General features: G+C 44.2%; 33 protein-coding genes and 2 pseudogenes. All 35 read right to left on the reverse strand.

Annotated elements, in window-relative coordinates; translation table 11 throughout:
• Positions 1-120: 120 nt before the first annotated feature.
• The 35 genes and pseudogenes from secY to WC715_01285 all read right to left on the reverse strand — a co-directional run bounded on the left by secY (position 121) and on the right by WC715_01285 (position 24,067).
• On the reverse strand, positions 121-1,389 hold the full coding sequence (gene secY, locus WC715_01115; protein MFA6171051.1) for a preprotein translocase subunit SecY: 1,269 nt from the start codon (positions 1,387-1,389) through the stop codon (positions 121-123).
• Positions 1,390-1,428: 39 nt separating this feature from the next.
• On the reverse strand, positions 1,429-1,842 hold the full coding sequence (locus tag WC715_01120; protein MFA6171052.1) for an uL15 family ribosomal protein: 414 nt from the start codon (positions 1,840-1,842) through the stop codon (positions 1,429-1,431).
• Positions 1,843-1,851: 9 nt separating this feature from the next.
• A complete protein-coding gene (rpsE, locus tag WC715_01125) occupies positions 1,852-2,637 on the reverse strand; it encodes a 30S ribosomal protein S5 (GenBank protein MFA6171053.1) in 786 nt (261 codons plus the stop codon).
• Between the two features lie 72 nt (positions 2,638-2,709).
• Entirely contained in the window at positions 2,710-3,069 is a 360-nt protein-coding gene (rplR, locus tag WC715_01130; protein MFA6171054.1) for a 50S ribosomal protein L18, read from the reverse strand.
• A gap of 6 nt (positions 3,070-3,075) precedes the next feature.
• Positions 3,076-3,615, reverse strand: coding sequence for a 50S ribosomal protein L6 (gene rplF, locus WC715_01135; GenBank protein MFA6171055.1), 540 nt, complete (start codon positions 3,613-3,615; stop codon positions 3,076-3,078).
• A 121-nt stretch (positions 3,616-3,736) separates the two neighbouring features.
• Positions 3,737-4,147, reverse strand: a complete 411-nt coding sequence (rpsH, locus tag WC715_01140; GenBank protein MFA6171056.1) for a 30S ribosomal protein S8 — start codon at positions 4,145-4,147, stop codon at positions 3,737-3,739.
• Positions 4,148-4,208: 61 nt separating this feature from the next.
• Positions 4,209-4,394: a type Z 30S ribosomal protein S14 gene (locus WC715_01145; GenBank protein MFA6171057.1), complete on the reverse strand. Its 186-nt coding sequence runs from the start codon at positions 4,392-4,394 to the stop codon at positions 4,209-4,211.
• Positions 4,395-4,449: 55 nt separating this feature from the next.
• Positions 4,450-5,001 (reverse strand): 50S ribosomal protein L5, encoded by a 552-nt coding sequence (rplE, locus tag WC715_01150; GenBank protein MFA6171058.1) that lies wholly within the window; start codon positions 4,999-5,001, stop codon positions 4,450-4,452.
• A 4-nt stretch (positions 5,002-5,005) separates the two neighbouring features.
• A complete protein-coding gene (rplX, locus tag WC715_01155) occupies positions 5,006-5,329 on the reverse strand; it encodes a 50S ribosomal protein L24 (GenBank protein MFA6171059.1) in 324 nt (107 codons plus the stop codon).
• A 25-nt stretch (positions 5,330-5,354) separates the two neighbouring features.
• Positions 5,355-5,726 (reverse strand): 50S ribosomal protein L14, encoded by a 372-nt coding sequence (rplN, locus tag WC715_01160; GenBank protein ID MFA6171060.1) that lies wholly within the window; start codon positions 5,724-5,726, stop codon positions 5,355-5,357.
• Positions 5,727-5,752: 26 nt separating this feature from the next.
• Positions 5,753-6,007: a 30S ribosomal protein S17 gene (rpsQ, locus tag WC715_01165; protein ID MFA6171061.1), complete on the reverse strand. Its 255-nt coding sequence runs from the start codon at positions 6,005-6,007 to the stop codon at positions 5,753-5,755.
• A 22-nt stretch (positions 6,008-6,029) separates the two neighbouring features.
• Positions 6,030-6,242: a 50S ribosomal protein L29 gene (gene rpmC / locus WC715_01170; GenBank protein ID MFA6171062.1), complete on the reverse strand. Its 213-nt coding sequence runs from the start codon at positions 6,240-6,242 to the stop codon at positions 6,030-6,032.
• 56 nt (positions 6,243-6,298) lie between these two features.
• Entirely contained in the window at positions 6,299-6,703 is a 405-nt protein-coding gene (gene rplP / locus WC715_01175; protein ID MFA6171063.1) for a 50S ribosomal protein L16, read from the reverse strand.
• Between the two features lie 65 nt (positions 6,704-6,768).
• The gene (rpsC, locus tag WC715_01180; protein ID MFA6171064.1) at positions 6,769-7,461 is read right to left on the reverse strand and encodes a 30S ribosomal protein S3; all 693 of its coding nucleotides are present in this window, start codon (positions 7,459-7,461) and stop codon (positions 6,769-6,771) included.
• Positions 7,462-7,828: 367 nt separating this feature from the next.
• Positions 7,829-8,155 (reverse strand): annotated as a pseudogene (gene rplV / locus WC715_01185) (50S ribosomal protein L22).
• Between the two features lie 17 nt (positions 8,156-8,172).
• Positions 8,173-8,469: a 30S ribosomal protein S19 gene (gene rpsS / locus WC715_01190; protein MFA6171065.1), complete on the reverse strand. Its 297-nt coding sequence runs from the start codon at positions 8,467-8,469 to the stop codon at positions 8,173-8,175.
• Positions 8,470-8,491: 22 nt separating this feature from the next.
• Positions 8,492-9,325 carry a 50S ribosomal protein L2 gene (gene rplB / locus WC715_01195; GenBank protein MFA6171066.1) on the reverse strand — a complete coding sequence of 278 codons (834 nt, stop codon included), beginning with the start codon at positions 9,323-9,325 and terminating at the stop codon, positions 8,492-8,494.
• Between the two features lie 116 nt (positions 9,326-9,441).
• Positions 9,442-9,942, reverse strand: coding sequence for a 50S ribosomal protein L23 (rplW, locus tag WC715_01200; protein MFA6171067.1), 501 nt, complete (start codon positions 9,940-9,942; stop codon positions 9,442-9,444).
• 23 nt (positions 9,943-9,965) lie between these two features.
• Entirely contained in the window at positions 9,966-10,733 is a 768-nt protein-coding gene (gene rplD / locus WC715_01205; protein ID MFA6171068.1) for a 50S ribosomal protein L4, read from the reverse strand.
• A gap of 239 nt (positions 10,734-10,972) precedes the next feature.
• Positions 10,973-11,614: pseudogene (gene rplC, locus WC715_01210) on the reverse strand (50S ribosomal protein L3).
• 261 nt (positions 11,615-11,875) lie between these two features.
• Positions 11,876-12,169: a 30S ribosomal protein S10 gene (gene rpsJ, locus WC715_01215; GenBank protein ID MFA6171069.1), complete on the reverse strand. Its 294-nt coding sequence runs from the start codon at positions 12,167-12,169 to the stop codon at positions 11,876-11,878.
• Positions 12,170-12,364: 195 nt separating this feature from the next.
• Positions 12,365-13,552 (reverse strand): elongation factor Tu, encoded by a 1,188-nt coding sequence (gene tuf, locus WC715_01220; GenBank protein MFA6171070.1) that lies wholly within the window; start codon positions 13,550-13,552, stop codon positions 12,365-12,367.
• A 116-nt stretch (positions 13,553-13,668) separates the two neighbouring features.
• Positions 13,669-14,325, reverse strand: a complete 657-nt coding sequence (locus tag WC715_01225; GenBank protein ID MFA6171071.1) for a hypothetical protein — start codon at positions 14,323-14,325, stop codon at positions 13,669-13,671.
• A gap of 3 nt (positions 14,326-14,328) precedes the next feature.
• Positions 14,329-14,499, reverse strand: coding sequence for a type II toxin-antitoxin system HicA family toxin (locus WC715_01230; protein ID MFA6171072.1), 171 nt, complete (start codon positions 14,497-14,499; stop codon positions 14,329-14,331).
• Between the two features lie 25 nt (positions 14,500-14,524).
• The gene (locus tag WC715_01235) at positions 14,525-14,758 is read right to left on the reverse strand and encodes a type II toxin-antitoxin system HicB family antitoxin (protein MFA6171073.1); all 234 of its coding nucleotides are present in this window, start codon (positions 14,756-14,758) and stop codon (positions 14,525-14,527) included.
• 152 nt (positions 14,759-14,910) lie between these two features.
• Complete coding sequence (locus tag WC715_01240) at positions 14,911-15,531, reverse strand: nucleotidyl transferase AbiEii/AbiGii toxin family protein (GenBank protein ID MFA6171074.1); 621 nt, start codon at positions 15,529-15,531, stop codon at positions 14,911-14,913.
• On the reverse strand, positions 15,465-15,767 hold the full coding sequence (locus WC715_01245) for a hypothetical protein (protein ID MFA6171075.1): 303 nt from the start codon (positions 15,765-15,767) through the stop codon (positions 15,465-15,467). The genes WC715_01240 and WC715_01245 overlap by 67 nt, the downstream gene beginning before the upstream one ends.
• 212 nt (positions 15,768-15,979) lie before the next feature.
• Positions 15,980-18,196 (reverse strand): CARDB domain-containing protein, encoded by a 2,217-nt coding sequence (locus WC715_01250; GenBank protein MFA6171076.1) that lies wholly within the window; start codon positions 18,194-18,196, stop codon positions 15,980-15,982.
• Between the two features lie 141 nt (positions 18,197-18,337).
• Positions 18,338-20,416 (reverse strand): elongation factor G, encoded by a 2,079-nt coding sequence (gene fusA / locus WC715_01255; protein ID MFA6171077.1) that lies wholly within the window; start codon positions 20,414-20,416, stop codon positions 18,338-18,340.
• 33 nt (positions 20,417-20,449) lie between these two features.
• Positions 20,450-21,136 carry a hypothetical protein gene (locus tag WC715_01260; protein ID MFA6171078.1) on the reverse strand — a complete coding sequence of 229 codons (687 nt, stop codon included), beginning with the start codon at positions 21,134-21,136 and terminating at the stop codon, positions 20,450-20,452.
• Positions 21,133-21,483, reverse strand: a complete 351-nt coding sequence (locus tag WC715_01265) for a DUF86 domain-containing protein (protein ID MFA6171079.1) — start codon at positions 21,481-21,483, stop codon at positions 21,133-21,135. Before WC715_01265 ends, WC715_01260 begins: the two co-directional genes overlap by 4 nt.
• 11 nt (positions 21,484-21,494) lie before the next feature.
• Positions 21,495-21,785, reverse strand: coding sequence for a nucleotidyltransferase family protein (locus tag WC715_01270; protein MFA6171080.1), 291 nt, complete (start codon positions 21,783-21,785; stop codon positions 21,495-21,497).
• 71 nt (positions 21,786-21,856) lie between these two features.
• Positions 21,857-22,324 carry a 30S ribosomal protein S7 gene (rpsG, locus tag WC715_01275; protein MFA6171081.1) on the reverse strand — a complete coding sequence of 156 codons (468 nt, stop codon included), beginning with the start codon at positions 22,322-22,324 and terminating at the stop codon, positions 21,857-21,859.
• An 81-nt stretch (positions 22,325-22,405) separates the two neighbouring features.
• Positions 22,406-22,822 carry a 30S ribosomal protein S12 gene (rpsL, locus tag WC715_01280; GenBank protein ID MFA6171082.1) on the reverse strand — a complete coding sequence of 139 codons (417 nt, stop codon included), beginning with the start codon at positions 22,820-22,822 and terminating at the stop codon, positions 22,406-22,408.
• 195 nt (positions 22,823-23,017) lie between these two features.
• Entirely contained in the window at positions 23,018-24,067 is a 1,050-nt protein-coding gene (locus WC715_01285) for a sigma-54 dependent transcriptional regulator (protein MFA6171083.1), read from the reverse strand.
• Between the last annotated feature and the right edge of the window lie 5 nt (positions 24,068-24,072).

Below are 24,072 nucleotides of genomic sequence, written 5' to 3' on the forward strand. Positions count from 1 at the left end.
AATGCCATAATTTTTCAGTCAGCGAGTGAATAAAAATTACCTTTTCATTATAACACAAAAAAAGCCTTCAAAAAACCAGCCCCTTTAAGCTGGTTTTAACCGAATGTCTTGCAAATTTTGTCAGCCTTCGTATTCGCGCATCGTCAGCTGGGATTCCACCTGCTTCATGGTTTCAATGACTACGGACACGACGATCAAAAGGCTGGTTCCGCCGATCGATAGGGCTTGGGCGCCGGTAAAATAACGCATGATCAAAGGTAAGACGGCGATAACGCCCAAAAACAGGGCGCCGATAAAGATGATTTTATGGGTCGTATTGGCCAAATAATCGGAAGTCTGGGTGCCGGGCCGGATGCCGGGGATGAACCCGCCTTGCTTTTGGAGGTTTTCGGCGATTTTTGTCGGATGAAAAATCACCTCGGTATAAAAATAAGTGAAGGCGAAAACCAGGATGAAATAAGAAATTCCGTAAAAAAGCTGGTTTTGAAAAAGATTAATTACCCAGTGGGCGCCGTTAGAAAGCCAGGCGCTTTTAGCCTGGACAAAAAACTGGGCCACCATGGACGGGAATAAAATTATGGAAATCGCGAAGATAATCGGGATAACGCCGGCCATATTGACCCGAAGCGGCAGATGGGTCGAAGTCCCGCCGTAAACGCGGTTGCCCCTTATTTGCCTTGCGTATTGGACCGGAATATTCCTTTGGCCTTCGGTAATGATTACCACCCCGACAACCGTTACCAAAGCGATAATAATAAAACCGATAACCATAAAGAGTTGGGACGGATCGTAAGTGGCTAAAAATTGCTGGACGTCTTGGGGCAGGCGGGAAACGATCCCGGCAAAAATCAGAAGCGAAATTCCGTTGCCGACTTTTTTTTCGTTAATCAGTTCTCCGAGCCACATTAAAAATACCGTTCCGGCTGTAATAGTAATAATCATCCCTAAAAGCTGTACAGCGGAAACATCCCCCAAAATATGAATTGACGAACGGCGAAGCAGGGTGATCATCGAATATGACTGGAGCATCGCTAACGGGACCGTTAGCCAGCGCGTCCACATCTGGATTTTTTGGCGCCCGGTCTCTTCCTTATTCATTTCTTCAAGGCTTGGGACAATCATCGTCAAGAGCTGGAAAACGATTGAAGAAGTAATATAAGGGGCGACGCCCATCATGATGATGGAAAAATTCTCCATTCCGCCGCCGGAAAATATATTTAAAAGCCCAAGAATCTGGTTGGAATCAAAAAAATCCTTAAGCGCGTTTACGTCCACGCCGGGGATCGGGATATGGGCGGCGAACCGGTCAAGAGCCAAAATCGCCAAAACGAAAAGGATGCTTTTCCTTAAATCCTTGGCTTTCCAAATTTGGGTGAATTTTTCTAACATAAATCTTTGGCAAAATTTCCGGCCGCGGCTTCTTTCCGGTTATTTTAAGCGCTCTCTGGCCTTCTCGCTCATCTTTACTTTATCGAATTTCAAACCCTTGTTCAAAGCGCCTTGGCCTAAGATTTTTATTGGCTTGCCTGTTTCGGAAACGAGCCCTTTGCGGAGTAAGGACCTAGGGCTGACCGTTTCCCCGGCCTTAAAATTTTTGTTGATATCACGAACGCTTACCACCTGGTTGGACGGCTTGGCTGATTTAAATCCTCTCACTTTCGGCGTCGCCAAAAGCATTCTCTTTAATCCCAGCCTCTTTAATCCGGAAGCGCCCGAACGGGACTTTTGTCCTTTCAATCCGCGGGTCGAATAAGTGCCGTGCCCCGAAGAATTGCCCCGGCCGACTCGCTTGGCTTTTTTTACGCCCCGGCTTCTATAAATTGTATTTAGCGATAATGCCATATTATATTCTTACTGTTTTTCCGCCTTAGCCGGAACCGCTTTGGGCTCGGCGTATTTTAGCGATCTCAAACCTTCTATCGCGCATTTGACGTTATTCAGCTTATTATTGGTTCCGAGAATCTTGGACACGATGTTCTTTATTCCGGCCAATTCAATTACCGCCCGGACCGCTCCGCCGGCAATTACTCCCCGGCCGGTTTTTGCCGGCTTAAACATTAACTTTGCCGCGCCGACTTTAACCCGGACTTCATGGGGAATAGTATCGTTAACAATTTTAATTTTAATCAGGTTCTTCTTGGCCTTATTTACGGCTTTGGTAACCGCGCCCGAAACATCCGCCCCTTTGGCGACTCCGATGCCGACCGTCCCGGCTTTATTTCCGATGGCTACGCAAGCGCGAAAACGCATTCTCTTTCCGCCGGCCATAACCCTTGTTACGCGGGCAATATCGATAATCTTCTGATCGTACTCATCTTTCATTTCGTCGCGTCCGCCTCTTCTTCCGCCGCCCGGCCTACCTCCTGGCCGGCCTCCGCCGAATCCACCTCTAAAGCCGCCCCTTCGGGCGCCGCCGAATCCGCCTCTTTGGGCTTGGACTGGAGCGCCGGACTTCGCGGGTTCAGCTTTAGCCGCTTCCGCCTCTTTGACAGCATTAACTTCCGGATTTGCTTTAATTTCCGGCGCGACAGCAATTCCCGCGCCAGCATCCGCTCCGGCGCCGTTTCCGGTTTTTTCATTCGCCTCCGGCTGTCCGTTCTTTTCTTCTATTGAATTTTCTTTTTTTTCATTCTCCATAATTGCTCTGCAATTATCCCGCAAAATGCGGGGTGCGAGCGAGCTCGCATATGAATCTTAATTCATCTTGCCTTAAAAAACCAGCCCGCCTTCTTTGGCGCCGTCCGCCACCGCCTTAACCCGGCCGTGGAATTTATATCCGCCGCGGTCAAATACGATTTTCTCTATTCCTTTTTCTTTAGCCTTGGCGGCCAAAAATTTCCCCAATTCAAATCCCCGGTCGGTTTTTTTCATCCCTTTAACGGCCTTTAGTTCATTTACTCTCGCGCTGACCAAGGTTTTTCCGATTGAGTCATCAATCAATTGCAGATAAATCCCTTTATTGGATTTGAATACTGAAAGCCTCGGACGTTCTTTGGTTCCGGAAATTTTAGCGCGGATGCGGTTTTTGCGGCGCTGTCTTTTTAATTGTTTTGAAATTCCTTTCGACATAATATATTATTTAGCCGCGGTCTTTCCGGCTTTTCTTCTTAAAATCTCATCCGAATATTTTATCCCTTTACCCTTGTAAGGCTCGGGCTTTCTTATTCTTCTCACTTGCGCCGCCGATTCCCCGACCCGGTATTTATCGATTCCGGACAGGGTAATAACATTCCCTTCCACTTTGGCGGAAATCCCTTCCGGCAAAACGAATTCAACCGGATGGGAGTAGCCGGCATTGACAATTAGTTTGTTGCCGCTTACCGCCGCGCGGTAACCGACGCCGGAAATTTCTAATTTCTTTTCAAAACCCTTGTTGACGCCGTCAACCATGTTTTTTACCAGGCCTCGGAACATTCCCCAAAGCGAGCGTTCGCTTTTCTCTTCCGGATTGGCAACGCTTACTTTTACTTCCTTATCGCCCAATTCAAGCTTTATTTTTTCGTGGACTTTTTCTTTTAATTCGCCTTTCGGCCCTTTAACATATATAAAACCTCCCTGAAGTTTTACTTCGGTCCCGGCCGGCAATTCAATTGGCAATTTTCCTAATCTCGACATATATTCTTATTTCATCAAGTCAAAATTTAATGGCAGTAGGACTTGTCCGCTATTAAATTTTGACTTGATACCTTATATTTTTTGAAAGTATTGAAAACTTTTTTAAAAAAGTTTTCAAATTCTAATACACCTCGCAAATAACTTCTCCCCCTAAACCTTTTTTCTTGGCTTCCCGGTTGGTCATTAACCCTTTCGGCGTGGAAATAATCGCGATTCCCAAATTATTTAAAACTCTCGGCAACTCGCTTTTCTTTACGTAAACCCGAAGCCCTGGCTTGGAAATCCTCTTTATTGAGGAGATGGCCGGATGGCCGGCCCGGTCGTATTTTAAAACTATTTTTATTTCCTTGAATTTAGTCTTCTCTTTCTTTCCCTGGCCTTCGGCTTCCGAGACCTTTTCTACAAGGCCGTTCTCTTCAAGAATTTTCGCGATCTGATATTTCATTTTACTCATAGGCAAAACCACCTCTTCCTTCCGGACGGCTAGCGCGTTCCTAACTCTTGTAAGCATGTCGGCGATTGGGTCTGTCATATTTTATTAAATGATAATTTCTTATTGATAATTGTTAATTGAAAATTGACAATTGGGCTTATTACCAGGAAGATTTTCTAACCCCTGGAATGCTTCCTTGCGTCGCCAGTTCCCGAAAACAAATCCGGCAAAGGTTAAAGTCCCTCATATAGGCCCGGTTGCGGCCGCAACGCCAGCAACGGTTCACCTTGCGGGATGAATATTTCGGGGTTTTCTTCGATTTTGCTATCATTGCCGTTCTGGCCATATAATTACTTTAAATCCCGCCTCGCGAAATGCGGAGCGCGGATGCTAGCGTTGCGCTAGCCTTTTTTTTCCTCTTCCTTAAAAGGAAAGCCAATTAGTTTTAATAATTCTAATCCTTCTTCCCTGGTCTTGGCATTAGTCGTAACGCTTATTTCCAGGCCGTGGATATTCTCGACTTCATCCTGGCTTATCTCGGGAAAAACTATATTCTCTTTAAATCCGACAGTTAAATTTCCGGTCCGGTCAACTTGCGACGCGCTAATCCCCCGAAAATCCCTTACCCGCGGAAAAGATATATTAACCAATTTTTCCAGAAAATCATACATTCTCCGGCCACGCAAAGTCGCCATCACCCCGGTAATCGTCCCTTGCCTTAACTTAAAGGAAGCGATTGATTTCTTGGCCTTGGTCTGGACCGGCTTTTGGCCCGAAATCTGGATAATGCTTTTTACCACTTCATCCACGTATTTATGATCTTTGGAATTCCTTCCCACGCCGACATTAATCGTCGCCTTTATGATTCGAGGCACTTCCATTCCATTTTTATAGCCGAACTTCTCTTTCATTTTCGGCACGATTTGTTTTTGGTATTTTTCCTTAAGTCTCATAAATTTAGTCGATTATGCCTTTGCATTTTTTGCATTCCCGGAACTTCTTTTTCTTTCCGTCCGGCGAAACGGTGATTTTATAATTCACCCGGGTCGGTTTTCCGCATTTCGAGCAAATAAGCATCAAATTAGAAACGTTTAACGGGGCCGGAAATTCAATTCTCTGCCCGGTCTCGCCTTGGCGTCTTGGGCGCAAATGCTTAATAAGCAAATTAATGCCTTCGATGCTGGCGCGATTTTTGGGCGGAAAAACCTGTAAAACTTTTCCGGTTTTACCCTTGTCTTTTCCTGCTAGAATTTTCACCTTGTCGCCTTTTTTTATATTCATATTCTTAAAAAAGTTTTCAAATTCTCTACAAAACTTCTGGAGCCAAGGACGCGATTTTAATGTATCCGGCTTTTCTTATCTCTCTTGCTACCGGCCCGAATACGCGGGTGCCTTTCGGCTCTTTTTTGGCCTTATCAATTACGACGCAGGCATTCTCGCCAAAGCGAAGGTAAGTCCCGTCGGCTCTGCGGATTTCTTTTTTAGTCCGGACAATGACGCAGTGCACCACGTCGCCTTTTTTTATCGGCGCGTGCGGAACCGCTTCTTTGACCGCGGCGGTAATCATATCGCCTACTCCGGCATACCGCCGTTTGTAGCCGGCCAAAACCCGGATGCACATTACGGTCTTTGCTCCTGAATTATCGGCAACTTTTAATCTCGATTGGACTTGAATCATAAATATTTAATCTTTTTGCCTTCAAATTAATATACAACTTTCCATCTTTTATCTTTGGACAAGGGGCGGCATTCAACGAACTGGACCTTGTCGCCTTCTTTGTATTGGTCCTTTTCATCATGGACTTTATACCTTTCGGAAACGACATATCTTTTTTTATAGCGGGGATGCATTTTTGTCCGGTTAACCCGGACTACAATAGTCTTCTGCATCTTATCAGAAACCACCACTCCTAAAAATTTTCTTGACTTTGCTGTTTTTTTGGATTTATTGTTCTCCATATAATAATATTTCGCTTCAAATTTATTTCTCTCCCTTCCGGCGGGCCGGTTGTTTTTTATTATTCAATACGGTCATGATTCTTGCGATGTCTTCCCGGAGCTTGCGGATGTCTCGGACATTTTTTAACTGCTTGGACGCGTCCTTAAACCTCGAATCCCGGAGCTTATCGCGCAACTCGGCGAGCATTCTTTGCAGTTCGCTTTCGGATTTGTTTATTATTTCTTTCATTTCCATATGCTATATTTTCATCTTTTAAAACCTGCCTGCCGGCAGACAGGAAGTTTTCAAATTTACTTGGCGATAAACTTGCACTTAACCGGCAGTTTATAAGCGGCCATTTCCATAGCTTCGCGGGCCTGCTCGCTTGTTATTCCTTCCATCTCAAACATAATCATCCCGGGTTTGACTACGGCGACGTAATGGTCAACCGCTCCTTTGCCTTTTCCCATCGGCATTTCCCCGCCTTTGGACGTAACCGGCTTATCGGGAAAAATCCTGATCCAAATTTTTCCGCCTTTTCTCGTATAGCGGGTCATAACGCGCCGGGCGGCTTCAATTTGTTTTGAAGAGACCCAGCAATTTTCCATGCTTTTCAATCCGAAGCTTCCGTAGCTAACCTTAACGAGGCGAGTGGCTTTTCCTCCCCGCTTGCCTTTCATCATTTTTCTGAACTTTGTCCTTTTTGGCATTAACATATTTAAATCTGTTGGCTATTAACTTTATTTTCTTTAATTTATTTTTGCATTCCGCGCTTCAGGCTTTATGATTTTCTTCTTCCAACCACTTCGCCTTTGCCGTTATCGGCTTTTTTAAAAACTTCTCCGCGGTAAATCCAGACTTTTATGCCGATGGCTCCGTAGGTGGTAAAAGCCGTTCCGCGGGCGTAATTAATATCGGCTCTCAAGGTATGCAAAGGAATACTGCCGGAAGCTAATTTTTCTTCTCTCGCGATTTCGGCTCCGTTTAATCTTCCTTTAACCAGCACTTTTACTCCCAAAGCTCCGGCCCGCTCCACTCTTTGGACGGCCTGCTTCATCGTCCTCCGGAAAGCGATTCTTTTTTCAAGGTCGGCCGCGATTTGCTGAACTACAATTTGGGCGGATAAACTCGGGCGGTCAACTTCGGAAACGTTAATGTTGATGTCTGACGGCCGGTAGTGACATAAAAATTTCTTATGGATTTTTATTTTTAAATCTTCAATTCCTTTTCCGCTTCGCCCGATTATGAAACCCGGCTTGCCGGTATGGATATTTATCGTAATCTTATTGGCGTTTCTTTCGATTTCCACCCGGTCGATGCCGGCTTCGCGAAGCTCCCGGGTTAAAAATTTACTTACTTTAACATCTTCTTCCAGATTTTTTATATATTGCTTTTTGTCATCAGAAAACCACCGAGACGACCAGGTCTTGATTACTCCCACTCTGAATCCTTTTGGATTTACTTTCTGTCCCATATTATATTCAATTTACAATTGTCAGTTAATCAATTTTCAATGGCTTAATTCTTCTTCATTTTAATTGATAATTGCTCATTGTTATCTGATAATTGATTTAACCGCTTTTTCTTCTAAAAACTTTTCCGATGAATCCTTTTTCCGACGCTCCTTCTATTTTTGTATGTTTTCCCTTTCCTTCGGCCCTCGGGTCAACAATCTTTTTTCCCTTTTCATCTTTAGCTTTCACCAAAGGCTTATCTTCTTTTTTATGCTTGATTTTTACGCCATCATCTTCTTTTGGAGCTTTGCCTCGGGCGAGATCTCCCAGTTTTACCGGCGCTTCAACTTTCTGCATCTTCGGCCCTTTTTTTCCGCTGGCTACGATTTCGCCCAAAGTAAGACTGATGTGCGAGGTTCTTTTTCTTATCGGGGTGGCCCGGCCGTGGGCTTTCGGCATCCAGCGCTTCAGCATCGCTCCGCCGTCAACCTTAACTTCTTTAATAAATAAATTATTTTTGTCTAAGTCAAAATTATGTTCGGCGTTGGCTATGGCGGAACTTATCAATTTAGCCACCGGCCGGCTCGCCTCTTTTTTAATAAAATTCAGCTGGGTCAGGGCCTTGTTAGCTTCCATTCCCCGCACTAAAGATGCTACGAGGCGGACTTTCCTCGGCGATATCCTTAAATTGTTTAATTGGGCTTTTACTTCCATATATGAAAACAAAAAATTTATTTCGGCACTACGGCTCCCCTGGCCTGTTCTTTGGCAATCTTTCCGCCGTGGGAAACGAATTTCCGGGTCATAGCGAATTCGCCTAAACGGTGTCCAACCATATTTTCCGTAACAAAAACGGGGACATGCTGCTTTCCGTTATGCACCCCGATAGTAAACCCTACCATTTCCGGGGAAATTGTGCAAGCCCGATCCCAAACGCGAATAACGGTCTTATCGCCTTGGCGCAGATTCATTATTTTCTTTAATATTCGCTGATTTATGTAGGGTCCTTTTTTTAGTGATCTGGACATATTTATTGATTATTTAGCTTCTTTACTGGCTTCTTCTCTTTATAATTAACCTGTTGGATCTTCTTCTTTTATTCCGGGTCCGGACGCCCAAAGCTGGTTTGCCCCACGGAGTTTTCGGGTGCTTAAGGCCGATTGATTGCTTTCCTTCTCCGCCTCCGTGCGGGTGGTCAACCGGATTCATGGCCGTTCCGCGGACAGTCGGGCGGATGCCTAAATTCCTTTTTCTTCCGGCTTTTCCGTAAGAAATATTTTTAAATTCCGGGTTGGAAACTTGTCCGATAGTTGAAAGGCATTCTTTTTTTACCAGCCGGATTTCCTTTGATGGCATCCGAAGCTGGGCGAATTTTCCTTCAATGCCCATGACCGAAATCGCGTTTCCGGCTCCACGGGCCAATTTACCGCCTTGCCCGGGTTCTAACTCGACATTGTGGACAAAAACGCCGGCCGGGATAAATTCCAAGGGCATAGTATTTCCCGGCTTAACCGGAGCTTCTTTCTTTGAACTCACTACCGTGTCGCCGACATTCATTCCCACCGGGGCGATAATATATCTCTTTTCTCCGTCCCGATAATGAAGCAAGGCCAGCCGCGCTCCGCGGTTCGGATCATATTCAATTGAAGCGACTCGAGCCGGCACTTCGAACTTATCGCGCTTAAAATCAACGATTCGAATAAAGCGCCGGGCGCCGCCGCCTCTGTGGCGGATGGTAATTTTTCCCTGGGAATTTCTTCCGGCCTGCTGTTTTCTGAAAATTATAAGCCGCTTTTCCGGTTCGGTTTTGGTAATATCGTTAAAATCGTCAAAAGTCATTTGACGCCGTCCCGGGGTTGTTGGTTTTACTTTTTTTACTGCCATAGATATTTGAAAACTTTTTTAAAAAAAGTTTTCAACGCTTTCAAAAAATATAATGTATCGAATAAAATTTTTATAGCGGGCAAAGCCCTAGGGCCATAAAAATTTTATTCGATGGATTATACTCCCTCGTAAACATTAATGCTTTTTCCTTCGGGCAAAGTAACAATGGCTTTCTTCCAGCTTTTTCTTTCTCCGGATATGCGCCCGTATCGGACTTTCTTTCCCATATTATTAATCATGTTTACTTTTATCGGTTTAATTCCGTAAACTTCAAAAATCGCTTTAGCCACTTCAATCTTATTGGTGTGTCGGGCGACGGAAAAAAGATATTTGTTCCCCGAACCTAAAATCGAGGCTTTTTCCGTTACTAAAGGCTTAACTAAAACCCGGTAAGCTTGGCCGAGTTTTCTTTTTTCCCCGGGCTTCGCTCCTTGGCTTTCTTTCGCGGCCGCTCCCGAATACAAATCTTTCATGCTGGTTTTTTCCTTCTCATCCTTAGCCGGCGCATTGGAAACACTAGCCGGTTTTTTGTCAGCTTTTTTTACCGCCTTTTTTTCCTTGTCCGCCGCTTCTTTGGCGGAGGCGGGTTCTTGTTTTCCGAATAATGCGCTTGCCATATATAATCTCAATTTCTAATTTATTATTTTTGTTTGCTTTTTCTGGCGGACGGCTGGCTATGCTTAACGCCGGACGAGCCGTATTTTTCTTCCAATTTTTTTACTGCCGGTTCCGTAATTATCATTTCCCGGTATTTTAATAAATCCAAAACATTAATATTGTCCAAATTAATCACCCGGACTCCTTCTAAATTTTTTCCCGATCTCGCCGCCTTGTCGTCCTTTTTATCCAAAACGACAATGGCGCTTCTTTTCTTTTCTTTCTTTTTGGCGGCTTTGGCGCCTGCTTTGTCTCCCTGTCCGCCTACAGGCTTAACTTCCTGGGCAGAAATTTTCCCGCTTCCTAAAATTTTATTTAACACCTCTTCGAATTTTTTGGTTTTATATTCTTCCAATTTCAATTCGTTCAAAACAAAAAACTTTTCATCTTTTACCCGGTCAGACATTACCATGCAGATCGCTTTCCGGTTCGTCTTCTTATTGATTTTCAATTTGAAATTGCGCTCTTTTAACGGCCCGAAAGTGATTCCTCCGCCTTTCCATAAGGGGGAACGGATTGTTCCGGCTCTGGCCCGTCCGGTCCCTTTTTGTTTCCAGGGCTTTTTTCCTCCGCCGCGGACGTTTGACCGGGTTTTGGTGTGGGCTAAAACTTTTCTTTTATTGGCCATCATGGCGGTTACCACCTGGCGCAAAACTTCGTTATTAGCTTCCACGCCGAAAACTTTATCGGATAAATTCATTTCTCCGACTTCCGCGCCTTCTTGGTTTTGAACTTTTATTTTAATTGACATATTTATTTAGCTTTTTCTTCGGTTTTATTTTCCGCCTTAACCTCTTCAGCCGGCTTCACATCCACAGTCTTTGCTTCTTCCGCGGCTGGTTCAGCTTTTACTTCTGCGTTAACTGTTTCGGATTCAGTCTTCACCTTTTCAACCGGCTTAACATCCTCGTCTTTCACCACTTCCACGGCAGGCTCAACGACCGGTTCAGCTTTAACTTCCGGAACGGCAACTTTCAGTTCTCCCGGACCCTGGACCATAACCAGGCTGTTTCTCGCTCCCGGGACTGAACCTCTAATATACAAAATATTATTTTCTTCGTCGATTTGGATAACTTCCAGATTAGTGGTCGTGGACTTGGCGTTGCCCATATGGCCCGGCATGCGCATCCCTTTAAAAACGTGGGCCGGTTCGGTAGCGCCGATCGAACCCGGCATGCGCAGCTGGTCTTTATTTCCATGAGTAGCCTTTTGTCCGGAAAATCCGTGCCGTTTTACCACTCCCTGAAAACCTTTGCCTTTGGAAGTGCCGGTTACTTTTATAACATCACCGACTTTAAAAGTAGTTACGTCAATGATGTCGCCCATTTTTACCTCGGCTTTTTCGCTTCTTCCGTTCTTATCCAATCTGAATTCGCGCACGTATCTTAAATCGGTTTTTTCTTTTTGCCCGGCTAGCTTTCCGGCTTTTTTCAAATGTCCTTTCACCGGCTTGGTCATGTTCTTTTCTTTCTTCGCGCCGTAGCCCACCTGCACGGCCTGGTAACCATCCTTATCGGAATTTTTCACCTGGGTTACGAGACAAGGTCCGGCCTGAACCCGGGTCACCGGTATTACGGCGTCCCCTTTCCAAACCTGGGTCATATCTAATTTTTTTCCTAGTATGAATTTCATACGCTTAACTGGATTGTTCTTTAAACAAAAAAACTGGTCTTAACACAAAAACCAGCATAACAATTTATCGCCGTTTCTTTGTTGTGTTTTAGACTTTTTTAGAGAAAATATTCTCCTCTTCTTTGGTGCTAATTATTATAGGACTTTCCCTCGCGTTTTGCAACCCCCCTGGGAGTACCTATAATTATCGGCTCCAAATTTTAAATAACCGCGCCTTTTCCGCCTCTTCTGCCTCTTTAGGCAACAAGTTCAGCGGACAAGCTACATCTTTATTTCCACATCCACGCCGGCCGGAAGCGTCAAAGAGGACAGAGCCTCAATCGTTTGGGCCGTCGGGTCGATAATATCAATTAATCTTTTGTGGATTCGCATTTCGAACTGGTCTCGGGCGTCTTTATGGACAAAAGTCGATCGGTTAACCGTATATTTCTTCTTTTCCACCGGCAGGGGAATCGGTCCAAAAGTTTTGGCGCCGCTTCGCTCGGCGGTTTCAATAATCGTCCGGGCTGATTCGTCGATAATTTTATGATCAAAAGCTTTTACCTTAATCCGAATTTTCGGCTTTTCGTCCCCGCCTGACGGTCGAGCAGGTGTTTTCGGTGCGGCTTTCTTTTCTTCTTGCCTGACTGCCGTTGAGGCAGGTTTGGTTTTTACTGCTGGCATGATTCTTGCTTTACAATTTACTGTTTAAATTTTTCAATCAAATAAACACTTAAATCCGCACACTGGCAGTGTGCGGACAAAAAGTTCCTACTTGAAAATCTTAGTTACTACTCCGGCACCGACGGTTCTTCCGCCTTCGCGGATGGCGAATCTTTGCTTTTCTTCCAAAGCGACCGCCGCGATCAGCTTCACTTTTAAATTAACGGTATCGCCAGGCATAACCATCTCGGTTCCTTCCGGCAATTCAATTTCTCCGGTTACGTCAGTGGTCCGAATATAGAATTGGGGCTTATAGCCTTTGAAAAACGGTTTGTGGCGTCCGCCTTCTTCTTTAGACAAAACGTAAATTTCGCCTTCAAAATCAGTGTGCGGAGTTACGGTTCCAGTCTTAGCCAAAACCTGGCCTCTTTCGACGTCATCCTTTTTGGTTCCGCGCAAAAGCAGTCCGGCGTTATCTCCGGCCCGGCCTTCGTCCAATTGTTTATTGAACATTTCTACGCCGGTAACCACAGTCTTCGAAGTCGGACCCAGTCCGACGATTTCCACTTCTTCATTGACTTTAATTACTCCTCTTTCAATTCTTCCGGTAACGACGGTTCCGCGGCCTTCAATTGAGAAGATATCTTCAATCGGCATGAGGAATGGCTTATCGGTTTGCCTTACCGGTTCCGGGATGGATTCGTCTAAAGCTTTTAAGAGGTCGAGCACCGGCTTGGCGTCTTCGCCAGACGGGTTATTCAAGGCCTTTAAGGCTGAACCTCTTATCACCGGGATGGTGTCGCCGGGGAATTCATATTTTTTCAATAGATCGCGGATTTCTTCTTCGACCAAGTCAATCAAATCTTTATCTTCAACCATGTCGCATTTGTTTAGAAAGACGACGATTGAAGGCACGCCGACTTGGCGGGCTAAAATGATGTGCTCCCGAGTTTGGGGCATCGGTCCGTCAGTAGCGGCAACGACTAAAATTGCTCCGTCCATCTGGGCGGCTCCGGTAATCATGTTTTTTACGTAGTCAGCGTGTCCCGGACAGTCTACGTGGGCGTAGTGGCGGGCCTCCGACTCGTACTCGACGTGGGCGGTAGCGATGGTAATTCCTCGGGCCTTTTCTTCAGGAGCCGAGTCAATTTGATCTACCGATTTTTTTGTTGCTCTCATCCCCTTGGCATCCACAACATTAAGGATGGCGGCCGTCAACGTGGTCTTACCATGGTCTACGTGGCCAATGGTCCCTACATTGACATGGGGCTTGGTGCGTTCAAATTTCTCTGCCATAGTTTAATTGGTTCGGCCCCCATGCCAGGCATCGGGGTTTTTTCTCCCGAGAACTCGGGAGAACCAGCCGGAAAAATATTAAAATTTATAAATTATTTATAAAAAATGTCTTCTTTTTAATAGGGCAATTCATCAATCTCTTCCAAATAATTCTTTCCTTCTTCAACTACTTCGTCCGCCGCTTTTTTTCGGTCAGTCGGTATAGACCATCTGCGCGGCTTGTTTTCCATCGCTTCGGCCAAAGAAACATCGTCTCTAACTTCTTCTTCGGTAAACGGGCCGTAATAATATTTTTTGTCCGCTACAGCCTTAATTAAGTCTGATTCATCTCTTAAAGCATCATGCCGGCCGGGCCTCTCTTCGGCTTTAAATTCCGCCTGTTCAAACTGGACGCCCATTTTCGGCGAAAATTGTTTATATTCTTCCGGCTCAAAATAGAATTCTTCTTCTAGCTCATCCTCCAGCTCTTCATGCAAGCTTTCTATTTCATCCTCATCCGCGATTTCTTCACCACAGCCATTTTCATAGTCCTTATCCAGATACTCATTAAAAAAAACCTGATCACTTTTCCAAATAGCAATATCGCGATTTATTTTATCAAGTAATTCATCTTCTGTCAACCCCCGAACCCCGCTCTTTTTAACCATCAATCTTTCATACTCATCCAGGGCCAAAACCACATACGGGGCATCAGATTTTACGTTATCAAAAACAATCAGCCGGTCGCCGGTCTTTTTCGCCAATTCCATCGCCCGCTTGAGTTGGTTTTGCATAATTTAAAGACAATTAATGTCAATATTAGTGATTTTTATAATATTGCCAAGCGTGCCTTTTCGCAACTCCTTGTGGTTGGGGACAATAACAATTATCTTATTCTTCTTCAGCTTTATGTGGCTTCCTTTTTGGGATGCTAATTCAAATCCCTCTTTTATCAGGGTTTTTACCAACTGTTCTCCCGAAATTTAGGGCAATTTAGGCATAACTGCATTTTACTTCTACCGGAACCATAAATTCATTCTCGCTCTCGATTTCGCAGAATTTTTTTTCATTTCCTTCCAGATATAATTCAATAGCTTCTTTAATATTTTTAATAGCCTCTTCAAAAGTATCACCCTGGGAAAAACAGCCCGGCAACGAAGGAACGCTTACGCTATAGCCCCCATCCGCCTCTTCGGAAAAAATTACGTTGTACTTTTTTAGTTCCATATTTTTAAAAGTCCGAAAAATCGCTCTCCCTAGAGCTTTTCAAATCTTCTTTAATATTATATGAATTTAAAAAAAGCGTCAAGAGTCCCGAAAGAAGTTAAAAACGGGTGGCAGCCCGTCTTTATGCTTGTTATATTCGTTAAATATTAAACTCACGCCTCTAAAATTTTATTGGCTTCCGCCGCTATCTTTTTTTTCACCGCTTCCCAGTCCGTTTTTTTTATCATAATCGGCATCGGCTCATCTTCGGCATCTTCAAAAAAAACCAAACTTTTCAGTATGTGCAGCTTATTGTATTTTATATTTTGAAATTTTTTTTCAAAAAACCCGATTAATTCCGGCAACCGGTATTTTAGAAGCAAATAATAAATATCAATAAAATCTTTTTTACTGCCTCGGGAAGAGGCGGCGTCAATTTTCATAGCCGCGATATCTCTTTCATCGGCCAGCTTTATTCCCTCCCAACCGATTAACGGATAAAGCAGGCTATAGTCGTAGCGTAAAAAACTGACTTTCACGCCGTCTAGCGCTCCATGCAGAGTCCATTCTTCTTCGCCGGACAATTTAAACTCGCCAAGGACGGATATTTTTTTCTTTACGGCTTCCAAAGAAAAACTATCGGCCGTAAACCAGTCAAGATCGATAGATATTCTATGCCCAAGCTGGAGCGCTAAAGCCGTACCTCCAGCCAGATAAAAACTATCGGCTATACCGCTCCCGGCAATCTTTTCCAAAACGCGCCTTGTTTCCTGGCTGACTGTTTTTTCAAACATTTATTTTTATCTATGTTAAAATACTGGCACCAAAAAGAAAATGATTTTTTATTCAAAACCGCCCCGCTCCCCGGCACCAAACTTTTTATCGCTTCCAAACCGTAAAACTTCCTCGCCCACCGGAAGTCGTCTAAATCTCCGGCGTCCAATATCCGGCGGATTACAAACACCTTGTTTTTTACCGCATTAATTTTGTCCGTATCCCAAAAAAGCGCTTTTTTTTCGGTTGGTTTCATACTAATATTATACACTATTTGGCGTTTTTTGCAAAGATTTTAAGGTGGCCAAATTTTCCCAAAAACAAAAGCAGAGCCAACAAATGCTCTGCTTCAAACAATGTTTTATTTTAAGCTTATTTCTTCCTCTTCTCAATAATTTCCAGCGCGACATTATTCGGGACTTCAGCGTAATGCAGGAGTTCCGTTGAGTAGCTCGCCCGGCAGATATTCTACTCAATTATTTTGCCGCTTCCTTTGGGATTATAGCCGTCCAGCACTTCGGTTCCGTCCTTGAATCCGTCGCCGTCGGTGTCGGATTTTTTCGGATCGGTTCCGAGCTTGGCTTCGGTCTCATCGGCGACCAGGTCCTTGTCCGAGTCCTTCTTCTGGGTGGCGCCGGAATAGGTTATCGCCTGCATGGCGTTCCAGTTTTCGGTCGTGCTTGGAGCTTTACCGAAAATATTCTTGAAAATTTTGATGCCGGCTTTTTCCGAGTTTAAATTCCGATTCTCGGCTTTTTGCCTTAACCCGTAAGCCATGACTTTGACAGCCGCCGCGTCTTTGGCGTCATTCATATCCGCCACGCGCTTATATATTTTTACAAACTGATCTTTGGCTTTCTTTTCGGCCGCGTCGCTTGTTACGCTTGGGAACCGGCCGTTGGCAATTTTAATCGCTTCGGTTAATTCGGCTTCGGTTTCCGGCAATTTGTCAAAAGCGGCTTTGTAAGAATATATAACGGCCGCCCGCTCCCCTTCTCCTAATTTCTGGGTGTTAGCATCAACGCCGTAAGTGATAAAATTATTAATAGCCGTTTCCATTTTTTCCGTTATTTTTTTGAATTCTTTAACTAATCTATCTAGATATTTTATTTTCGCCGCCTGTTCTTTTACCGTATCCCTTAAAAGCTTTAGTTCGGACAATATTTCATTAACCTTGTCGTTTTGCAGTAAATTGGCCTTGTCTTTAATTTTATTTATCTGCGCGTCATAATTATCTTTCGCTAATTCAGACCCATCGCCGCTTGATTCGTCTTCGCTATAGCCGGTACAGGCCCCGTTTTCGCAGGACGCGCATTTTACCACTTTAAACTTATCATTTACTCCACTGCAGTAGGCTTCGGCTATGTAACAGCCTGCTCCTGAACATTTATCGGCCGAGGAATAATATTTATTGCCTGACTGGACGTAAAAATTATTGCCATCTTGAGTAGCCGCGACGACAACGCATTTGTCGTTGAATTTAAGGATATCGTTATATTTGACTGTTGAAACGTACCCCGCCTGGCCGTAAATTTTACCGCCGTCAGAATCCTTGCAGTAGCTCTCTTTTTTGCATCCTTCGGGTCCGCAACAGGCGCCGAGCCAGCAGCCATGCTCGCATTTAATGTTCTCCTGGTGGACATATCCGTCCGAACCGCAAGTAATTTCATTTAATTCATTGCCGCCCAAACAATAATCATCAAAGCTTTCCGTCAGGTTTAACGCTTTGCCCCAGTAAGCTACTCCCTTGCCGGTCCCTTTTACATTTACATCTTTACCGTTATCCGAGTCTGTACATTTTTTGCTTTCGCTATTATCAGTGATCACAATCGTGCTTTGTATACTATTGTTGTTCTCGTTTGATTCTTCCAGCTCATTTTTATTATCGGCGGTAAATTGCATATATAGATTGCCGCCGGTAGAAAAATTGCCTACCCAGGAAAAAGTAATTGATTCATTGGTTTTCAGCGGATTGGCGGCCGTCGGTAAGTTCCGGCTGGCCTGATAAGAATTTATGTCAGGTGTCACTTTATTAAACTTAAAATTCTGGCCGGCTAAATTAAGTTCAAAATCAGTAAGTCCTTTAGCATCAGTCAAATCAGCGCCAAGGTTTTTAATAGTTACGGACATTGTCCCATCCACTCCGGTTTCCATTTCCGGAGCGCTGAATTTGAGGCTGGTAATGGCAAGATCTGGAGCGGTTGCGCTTTCACTTCCTATAACAATAGTCTTTGTCAGGGAGTTATTGGCGTCATTTGACTCTTCTAGCTCATTGGCGTTATCGACCGTATATGTTAATATCTTGTTTCCCGCGATGGAAAATTTTCCTACCCAGGAAAAAGTAATTGATTCATTGGTTTTCAGCGGATTGGCGACGGTAGGCAGGGCTCGGCTGGTTTGGAAATCAGTAATACTTGGAGTAGCGCTGTTAAATACGAATCCCTGAAGCGACAGGTTGAAATAAGTATTTGTTAAACCCTTCGAATCGGTTAAATCGCCTCCTAAATTTTTAACAGTTACCCAAATAGTGCCATCTTCGCCTGCTAGCCCGCCGGGTGAGGTAAATTTAATATCTGTAGCCGCTAGATCGGGTTTAGCAACTTCTGCCTTAAGTTTTATAGCAACTCCAAAAATAGACAAGCACAAAATAGCTGACAAAATAAAATACTGAATTTTTTTATACATATTTCTTGCTCATATTATAGTTAACTCATTATTTACTATACCACATCCATTAAGATAATAAAAGCAAATTTATTTAACTTTTCCCAAAAACAAAAGCAGAGCCAACAAATGCTCTGCTTCAAACAATGTTTTATTTTAAGCTTATTTCTTCCTCTTCTCAATAATTTCCAGCGCGACATTATTCGGGACTTCAGCGTAATGCAGGAGTTCCATTGAGTAGCTCGCCCGGCCTTGGGTCATTGACCGTAATTGCGTCGCGTAACCGAACATCTGGGCTAAAGGCACTTTGGCGGTAATTTCTTTTACCTGTCCGCGGTCGCCCATCTCCTCAATCTGTCCGCGCTTGGAATTTAAGTCGCCGATAACGTCGCCCATAAACTGCTCCGGAGTAACGACTACCACTTTCATAATCGGCTCTAAAATAATCGGAGTAGCCCGCCGGGCCGCTTCCTGGAACGCCATTGATCCGGCGATTTTAAAAGCCGCTTCGTTGGAATCGACGTCATGGTAAGAACCATCATAAACGGCGACTTTAACGTCAACCATCGGATAGCCGGCAAGTATTCCTTTATCCAAAGCTTCTTTTACGCCTTTATTAATCGGGGTAATAAATTCTCTAGGGATAGATCCGCCTTTTACTTCGTCCAAAAATTCATAACCCTTTCCGGCTTCATTCGGTTCAACTCTTAACCAGCAGTGGCCGTATTGTCCGCGGCCGCCTGATTGCTTAATATATTTTCCTTCGGCTTCCGCCGACTTTTTTACGGTTTCGCGGTAAGCTACCTGCGGATTGCCGACGTTAGCTTCAACGTTGAATTCCCGCTTCATCCGGTCGATAATAATATCCAGGTGCAATTCTCCCATGCCGGAAATTAGAGTCTGGTTTATTTCTTCGTCGGATTTTACCCGGAAGGTCGGGTCCTCTTCGGCCAATTTTGCCAAAGCCACGCCCATTTTTTCTTGGTCGGCCTTGGTTTTCGGTTCGACGGCGATAGAAATAACCGGTTCGGGGAAAGTAATTGATTCCAAAACTACCGGGCGGTTTTCATCGCATAAAGTGTTCCCGGTAGTCGTGTCTTTCAGGCCGATAACCGCGGCGATTTCTCCGGAATAAACTTCGCCGACTTCTTCGCGGTGGTTAGCGTGCATCCGAACAATCCGGCCGATTCTTTCTTTATTGCCTTTGGAGGCGTTTAAAACGTAGGAGCCGGATTTTAATACTCCGCCGTACACCCGGATAAAAGTCAATTTTCCGACAAAAGGATCAGTCGCGACTTTAAAAGCCAAAGCGGCGAATTTTTCTTCATCCGAATATTTTACCGCGATTTTCTTTTCCGGATCTTTAGGATCAAAGCCTTCAATCGGAGGCAAATCGGTCGGCGCCGGGAGATAATCTACTACGGCGTCTAACATAAATTGGACGCCTTTATTTTTCAAAGCGCTTCCGCAGAATACCGGAACAATTTTTCCGGCGATTACGGCTTTACGGAGTTCTCTTTTTAAATCGGGAATCGCGATATCTTCTCCGGCTAAATATTTAGTCATCAAGGCTTCGTTATTCTCCACAATCGCCTCAATTAATTTAGCCCGGTATTCTTCGGCTTTTTCTTTCATGTCTTCCGGGATTTCCGTATCTTCCCATTTGGTTCCCAAATCATCCAAATAGATGCGGGCTTTTCTTTCAAACAATTCAACAATGCCCTTAAAATCCGATTCCTGGCCGATTGGCAGTTGGACCGGAAAAGCGCTCTTAGTTAAGCGGTCATGAATTGAAGCGACGTCTTTATAAAAATCCGCGCCCATGCGGTCGAGTTTATTGATAAAACAAATCCGCGGAACATTGTATTTGTCCGCCTGATGCCAGACAGTTTCCGACTGCGGTTCTACTCCGGCCACGCCGTCAAAAATTACTACGCCGCCATCTAAAACCCGGAGCGAGCGCTCCACTTCAGCCGTAAAATCCACGTGTCCGGGAGTATCAATGATATTAATCCGGCAATCTTTCCAAAAGCAGGTAGTGGCCGCCGAAGTAATCGTAATTCCCCGTTCCTGCTCCTGCTCCATCCAGTCCATTTCAGCCGCGCCTTCGTGCACTTCGCCGATTTTATGTTTTTTACCGGTATAAAAAAGCACCCGTTCGGTTACGGTTGTCTTTCCGGCGTCGATATGGGCGATAATCCCGATATTTCTTGTTTTTTCAATCGAATATTCTCGTGGCATATTGTGTATTTCTTTCCACTGATAATTATCAGTCTATTTAATAAATTTAAAAGTATCAAGTATTGCATTATAAACTTTAAAATCATTATCATCCAAATAATCTCCCCTAATTTCATATCTCCCTGTATCGGTATCAATGCAGGCAGTAATCCAATCTTTATACCTTATAATGTAAGCCTCATTGTCGTCAATAACTTTGTTTTCACTTATAATATCCTTTTTAGCTTGATTGAACTCTTCTCTGGAGAAAAATTTTCTGCCAACCTCCGGCGGTTCATTTATAAGTTTATTAATACACCAATCTTCAATACTTGTATTGTCCTTTTTCTGATACCACAATTCATCAAAGCAGGGGTTATTTATCCCGCAAACCTTTTCTGAATATTCACCAGGTATTATTACAATTTCCTTAAATGTCCCTTTTTCTTGAGGTCGAATTTCTATTCCACCTTTACCCTCTATAAGCTCCCAGTTTTGAGGATATTTAAAAGTAAAAGGTTTTATTAATTTATAAGTGTCCCGACTGTCATACTTCTTATCAAGAATTAATTTATCTTGATTTCCGTTTTCTGGTTCTTTTATTATCTCTTTCAGGCTAGTGGCAGGCTCACTATTAAGCTTTGATTTATTATTATTATTATAAACAATACCAGAAAATATTACCGAAACTACCGCTAATGTCCCGGCTATGATTAATAAAATTTTTATAGCCCTGGTCATAAATTCTCAAAATCTTTTAGCATTTTCTTCATTAACTCAATCAACTCCGGTATATCTTCTTTAATTGTTTTCCAGACAGTTTTCAAGCTTACCTGAAAATACTCGTGGGAAATCATATTGCGCATTCCAATAATTTCTACCCATGGAATATCCTCGTACTTATCTTTTATTTCCATGGGAATATTTTTAGAGGCTTCGCCGATTATTTCAAAACACCGCTCCACCGCGTCAACTGTTTTTTGATCCACTTCGAATTCTTCATAACTCTTGCTCTCCCCGTATTCCAATATCCTTTCCGCTGATTCTATAATGTCATTAATGTAGGGGCTTATTTTTCTTTTGCCCATATTATTGCTTCTTAGATATATAAAGTTTCCTTTAATATATCATCTTTGATAAGCCTTTTTAATCCCGACTTTTGAACTAGATCCACCTCCATTTTTAACTTCTCTTCCAAAAACAATTTTAACTCAACATATTTAAATAAGCTTATCGGTTCTCTAAACTCCACCAAAACATCCACATCACTTCCTTCTTTCTGCTCTCCGGTCGCGTAAGAACCAAAAATTCCCAGCTCGCTTACGTGGTATTTTTCTCTTAAGCCGGGTAAAAGCTCCTTTAAAATTTTCTTTATATCTTCCAAGGCCATATATTTGCCTTTTATTCGCGTTTTTTTGAACATTCGTTATGATTCGGAAAGTTCGGGCGGCATTCGCGAATTTACCTCGCGAAGTGGGCAAAGGCTTTATTGGCTTCAGCCATGCGGTGAACGTCTTCCCGTTTTTTGACGGCCGCGCCTTCGTTATTCATGGCGGCGATCAGTTCATCGGCCAGCTTCTCGGCCATCTTTCCGCCCTTTTTGTTATCAGCCGCGTCAATAATCCAGCGGCAGCCCAAAGCGAACCGGCGTTTTCCCCGAACCTGAAACGGAACCTGGTAGTTCGCTCCGCCGACTCTTTTTCCGCGGACTTCTAAAAGCGGCGAAACAGTTTTCAACGCGCGGTTAAAGACGTGGCGCGGATCCTGCTTGGTTTTTTCCTTAATAATATCAAAAGCGCCATAGACGACCTTTTCGGCTATGGATTTTTTGCCTTCAATCATTAAGTAGTTAATGAACTTAGCGACGTCAACGTCATTAAATTTTATATCGCCTTCAATTTTTCTTTTTGGTGCTGGTTTTCCTCTCATAGTAAATTATTTTTCTTGGCCATGGTCTCTTGCTTTTTCCAATTCATCCATGTCCATGATTATATCAATTCAAATTATAAATTACTTCTCCCTTTTGGCGCCGTAGCATGAGCGGCTTTGTTTTCTTCCTGACACGCCTTGGGCGTCGTAAACGCCGCGGACGATTTTATAGCGCACGCCTGGAAGATCTTTGGTTTTCCCGCCTTTGATTAAAACAATGGAGTGCTCTTGCAGGTTATGGCCGATGCCCGGAATATAGGCGGTAACTTCCATGCCGTTTGAAAGCCGGACTCTCGCGATTTTTCTTAAAGCCGAGTTCGGTTTTTTCGGCGTGGTAGTCGTAACTTTAACGCAGACTCCGCGCTTAAAAGCCGAGCCTTTAGGCAAATCGGTTCGGCGCTTATGCAGGGTATCCAAAGTCGACTGCAGGGCCGGCGATTTGCTTTTGGTCTTAATTTGTTTTCGTCCATGACGGACTAATTGGTTTATTGTTGGCATAATTGAGATAAAAATTGGAGGCCATTAAAAAATATGTTCGCTTGAATACTAAAACAAAGCCCCGGAGGAGCTGTCACGTGTATGAATAATTTAACAAAATAAAAAAAATAAGTCAAGGCGAGCTAGGGGCAAGCCTTGACTTATGAACAGAGAAAAATAGGTTACAGATTAAGGAAAGAGGCTAATTGCGTCGGGTCACGAAGAAACATGCTGGCCCTGTAGCGGTATTCCGAGGCTTTTCATTTTCATGGAAAGCGTGGTCCGGTTCATGCCCAGCATTTCCGCGGCCTTTTTCTTATTGCCATCAGTTGCGGACAACGCTTCCAAAATATACTGAATTTCCACCTCCTTTAAAACTGACGGCAAGTCGATTATTTCACCCTTCGCCAAAAAATTCGTATCATGCCCGACCGAATAGGCCTTTCTTTTCTTCTGGGCGATTGAATTCCCGAAGACATCAACGTCCAACGTCTCTCTCGAGGGATAGTTCACCAGAGCGTTAAGCACGGCTTTGCGGATGTCCCTGGCGTTGCCCGGCCATTCGCGCTCCAAGAGGTATTTTTCGGCTCTTCTGGTAATCTCCGGAGCAGAATCTAATTGAAGTTCGCTCGAAGCTTCAAGCAGAAACTTCCGGGCCAGAGGAAGAATGTCTTCAGGGCGTTCGCTGAGCGGAGGGATGTGAATCTGATACGGAAATCGGCAAAGCAGATCTCCGCGAAACTTTCCCTGATCAACCATTTCCTGTAAATCGCGGTTGGTGGCCGCGATTACTCTCGTGTTTATCCGCCGGGTCTTGTTGCTGCCTACTGGCTGGATTTCCCGTTCTTCGAGAACCCGAAGCAGTTTTGCCTGGACGTTTGGGGAAATTTCTCCGATTTCGTCCAAAAGCAGGGTTCCGTCGGTCGCGGCTTCAAACATTCCCACCCGTCTGTCTTTTGCACCGGTAAAAGCCCCCTTCTCATGGCCAAACAATTCGGATTCCACCAAAGTTTCGGAAAACCCCGAGGATAAGACTTTAATGAAAGACCCATTTACCCTCGCGCTGAACCGAGCCAGTAGCCCCGCGACTAGTTCCTTGCCGGTACCACTTTCTCCGGTGATGAGTACCGGGAAGCTTGTCGGAGCAATCATCTCCGCTCTTTCAAGAACCCTTTTCATCGCCGGACTCTCGGCGATTATTTCACCTGCCGCGTCCGAGAGGCTATAGCCCGATCGGATGGGCACGACTTTCCTTGACTCCTCCATATTCC

The sequence above is a fragment of the Patescibacteria group bacterium genome, assembly GCA_041661505.1.
GTDB lineage: Bacteria > Patescibacteriota > Patescibacteriia > Patescibacteriales > JBAZCA01 > JBAZCA01.

Bases quoted from the DNA above. Each gene is read 5' to 3' on its own strand.
- secY (MFA6171051.1), bottom strand. From the start codon at position 1,389: ATGTTAGAAAAATTCACCCAAATTTGGAAAGCCAAGGATTTAAGGAAA.
- WC715_01120 (MFA6171052.1), bottom strand. From the start codon at position 1,842: ATGGCATTATCGCTAAATACAATTTATAGAAGCCGGGGCGTAAAAAAA.
- rpsE (MFA6171053.1), bottom strand. From the start codon at position 2,637: ATGGAGAATGAAAAAAAAGAAAATTCAATAGAAGAAAAGAACGGACAG.
- rplR (MFA6171054.1), bottom strand. From the start codon at position 3,069: ATGTCGAAAGGAATTTCAAAACAATTAAAAAGACAGCGCCGCAAAAAC.
- rplF (MFA6171055.1), bottom strand. From the start codon at position 3,615: ATGTCGAGATTAGGAAAATTGCCAATTGAATTGCCGGCCGGGACCGAA.
- rpsH (MFA6171056.1), bottom strand. From the start codon at position 4,147: ATGACAGACCCAATCGCCGACATGCTTACAAGAGTTAGGAACGCGCTA.
- WC715_01145 (MFA6171057.1), bottom strand. From the start codon at position 4,394: ATGGCCAGAACGGCAATGATAGCAAAATCGAAGAAAACCCCGAAATAT.
- rplE (MFA6171058.1), bottom strand. From the start codon at position 5,001: ATGAGACTTAAGGAAAAATACCAAAAACAAATCGTGCCGAAAATGAAA.
- rplX (MFA6171059.1), bottom strand. From the start codon at position 5,329: ATGAATATAAAAAAAGGCGACAAGGTGAAAATTCTAGCAGGAAAAGAC.
- rplN (MFA6171060.1), bottom strand. From the start codon at position 5,726: ATGATTCAAGTCCAATCGAGATTAAAAGTTGCCGATAATTCAGGAGCA.
- rpsQ (MFA6171061.1), bottom strand. From the start codon at position 6,007: ATGGAGAACAATAAATCCAAAAAAACAGCAAAGTCAAGAAAATTTTTA.
- rpmC (MFA6171062.1), bottom strand. From the start codon at position 6,242: ATGGAAATGAAAGAAATAATAAACAAATCCGAAAGCGAACTGCAAAGA.
- rplP (MFA6171063.1), bottom strand. From the start codon at position 6,703: ATGTTAATGCCAAAAAGGACAAAGTTCAGAAAAATGATGAAAGGCAAG.
- rpsC (MFA6171064.1), bottom strand. From the start codon at position 7,461: ATGGGACAGAAAGTAAATCCAAAAGGATTCAGAGTGGGAGTAATCAAG.
- rpsS (MFA6171065.1), bottom strand. From the start codon at position 8,469: ATGTCCAGATCACTAAAAAAAGGACCCTACATAAATCAGCGAATATTA.
- rplB (MFA6171066.1), bottom strand. From the start codon at position 9,325: ATGGCAGTAAAAAAAGTAAAACCAACAACCCCGGGACGGCGTCAAATG.
- rplW (MFA6171067.1), bottom strand. From the start codon at position 9,942: ATGGCAAGCGCATTATTCGGAAAACAAGAACCCGCCTCCGCCAAAGAA.
- rplD (MFA6171068.1), bottom strand. From the start codon at position 10,733: ATGTCAATTAAAATAAAAGTTCAAAACCAAGAAGGCGCGGAAGTCGGA.
- tuf (MFA6171070.1), bottom strand. From the start codon at position 13,552: ATGGCAGAGAAATTTGAACGCACCAAGCCCCATGTCAATGTAGGGACC.
- WC715_01225 (MFA6171071.1), bottom strand. From the start codon at position 14,325: ATGCAAAACCAACTCAAGCGGGCGATGGAATTGGCGAAAAAGACCGGC.
- WC715_01235 (MFA6171073.1), bottom strand. From the start codon at position 14,758: ATGGAACTAAAAAAGTACAACGTAATTTTTTCCGAAGAGGCGGATGGG.
- WC715_01240 (MFA6171074.1), bottom strand. From the start codon at position 15,531: ATGTTTGAAAAAACAGTCAGCCAGGAAACAAGGCGCGTTTTGGAAAAG.
- WC715_01245 (MFA6171075.1), bottom strand. From the start codon at position 15,767: ATGAAACCAACCGAAAAAAAAGCGCTTTTTTGGGATACGGACAAAATT.
- WC715_01250 (MFA6171076.1), bottom strand. From the start codon at position 18,196: ATGTATAAAAAAATTCAGTATTTTATTTTGTCAGCTATTTTGTGCTTG.
- fusA (MFA6171077.1), bottom strand. From the start codon at position 20,416: ATGCCACGAGAATATTCGATTGAAAAAACAAGAAATATCGGGATTATC.
- WC715_01260 (MFA6171078.1), bottom strand. From the start codon at position 21,136: ATGACCAGGGCTATAAAAATTTTATTAATCATAGCCGGGACATTAGCG.
- WC715_01265 (MFA6171079.1), bottom strand. From the start codon at position 21,483: ATGGGCAAAAGAAAAATAAGCCCCTACATTAATGACATTATAGAATCA.
- WC715_01270 (MFA6171080.1), bottom strand. From the start codon at position 21,785: ATGGCCTTGGAAGATATAAAGAAAATTTTAAAGGAGCTTTTACCCGGC.
- rpsG (MFA6171081.1), bottom strand. From the start codon at position 22,324: ATGAGAGGAAAACCAGCACCAAAAAGAAAAATTGAAGGCGATATAAAA.
- rpsL (MFA6171082.1), bottom strand. From the start codon at position 22,822: ATGCCAACAATAAACCAATTAGTCCGTCATGGACGAAAACAAATTAAG.
- WC715_01285 (MFA6171083.1), bottom strand. From the start codon at position 24,067: ATGGAGGAGTCAAGGAAAGTCGTGCCCATCCGATCGGGCTATAGCCTC.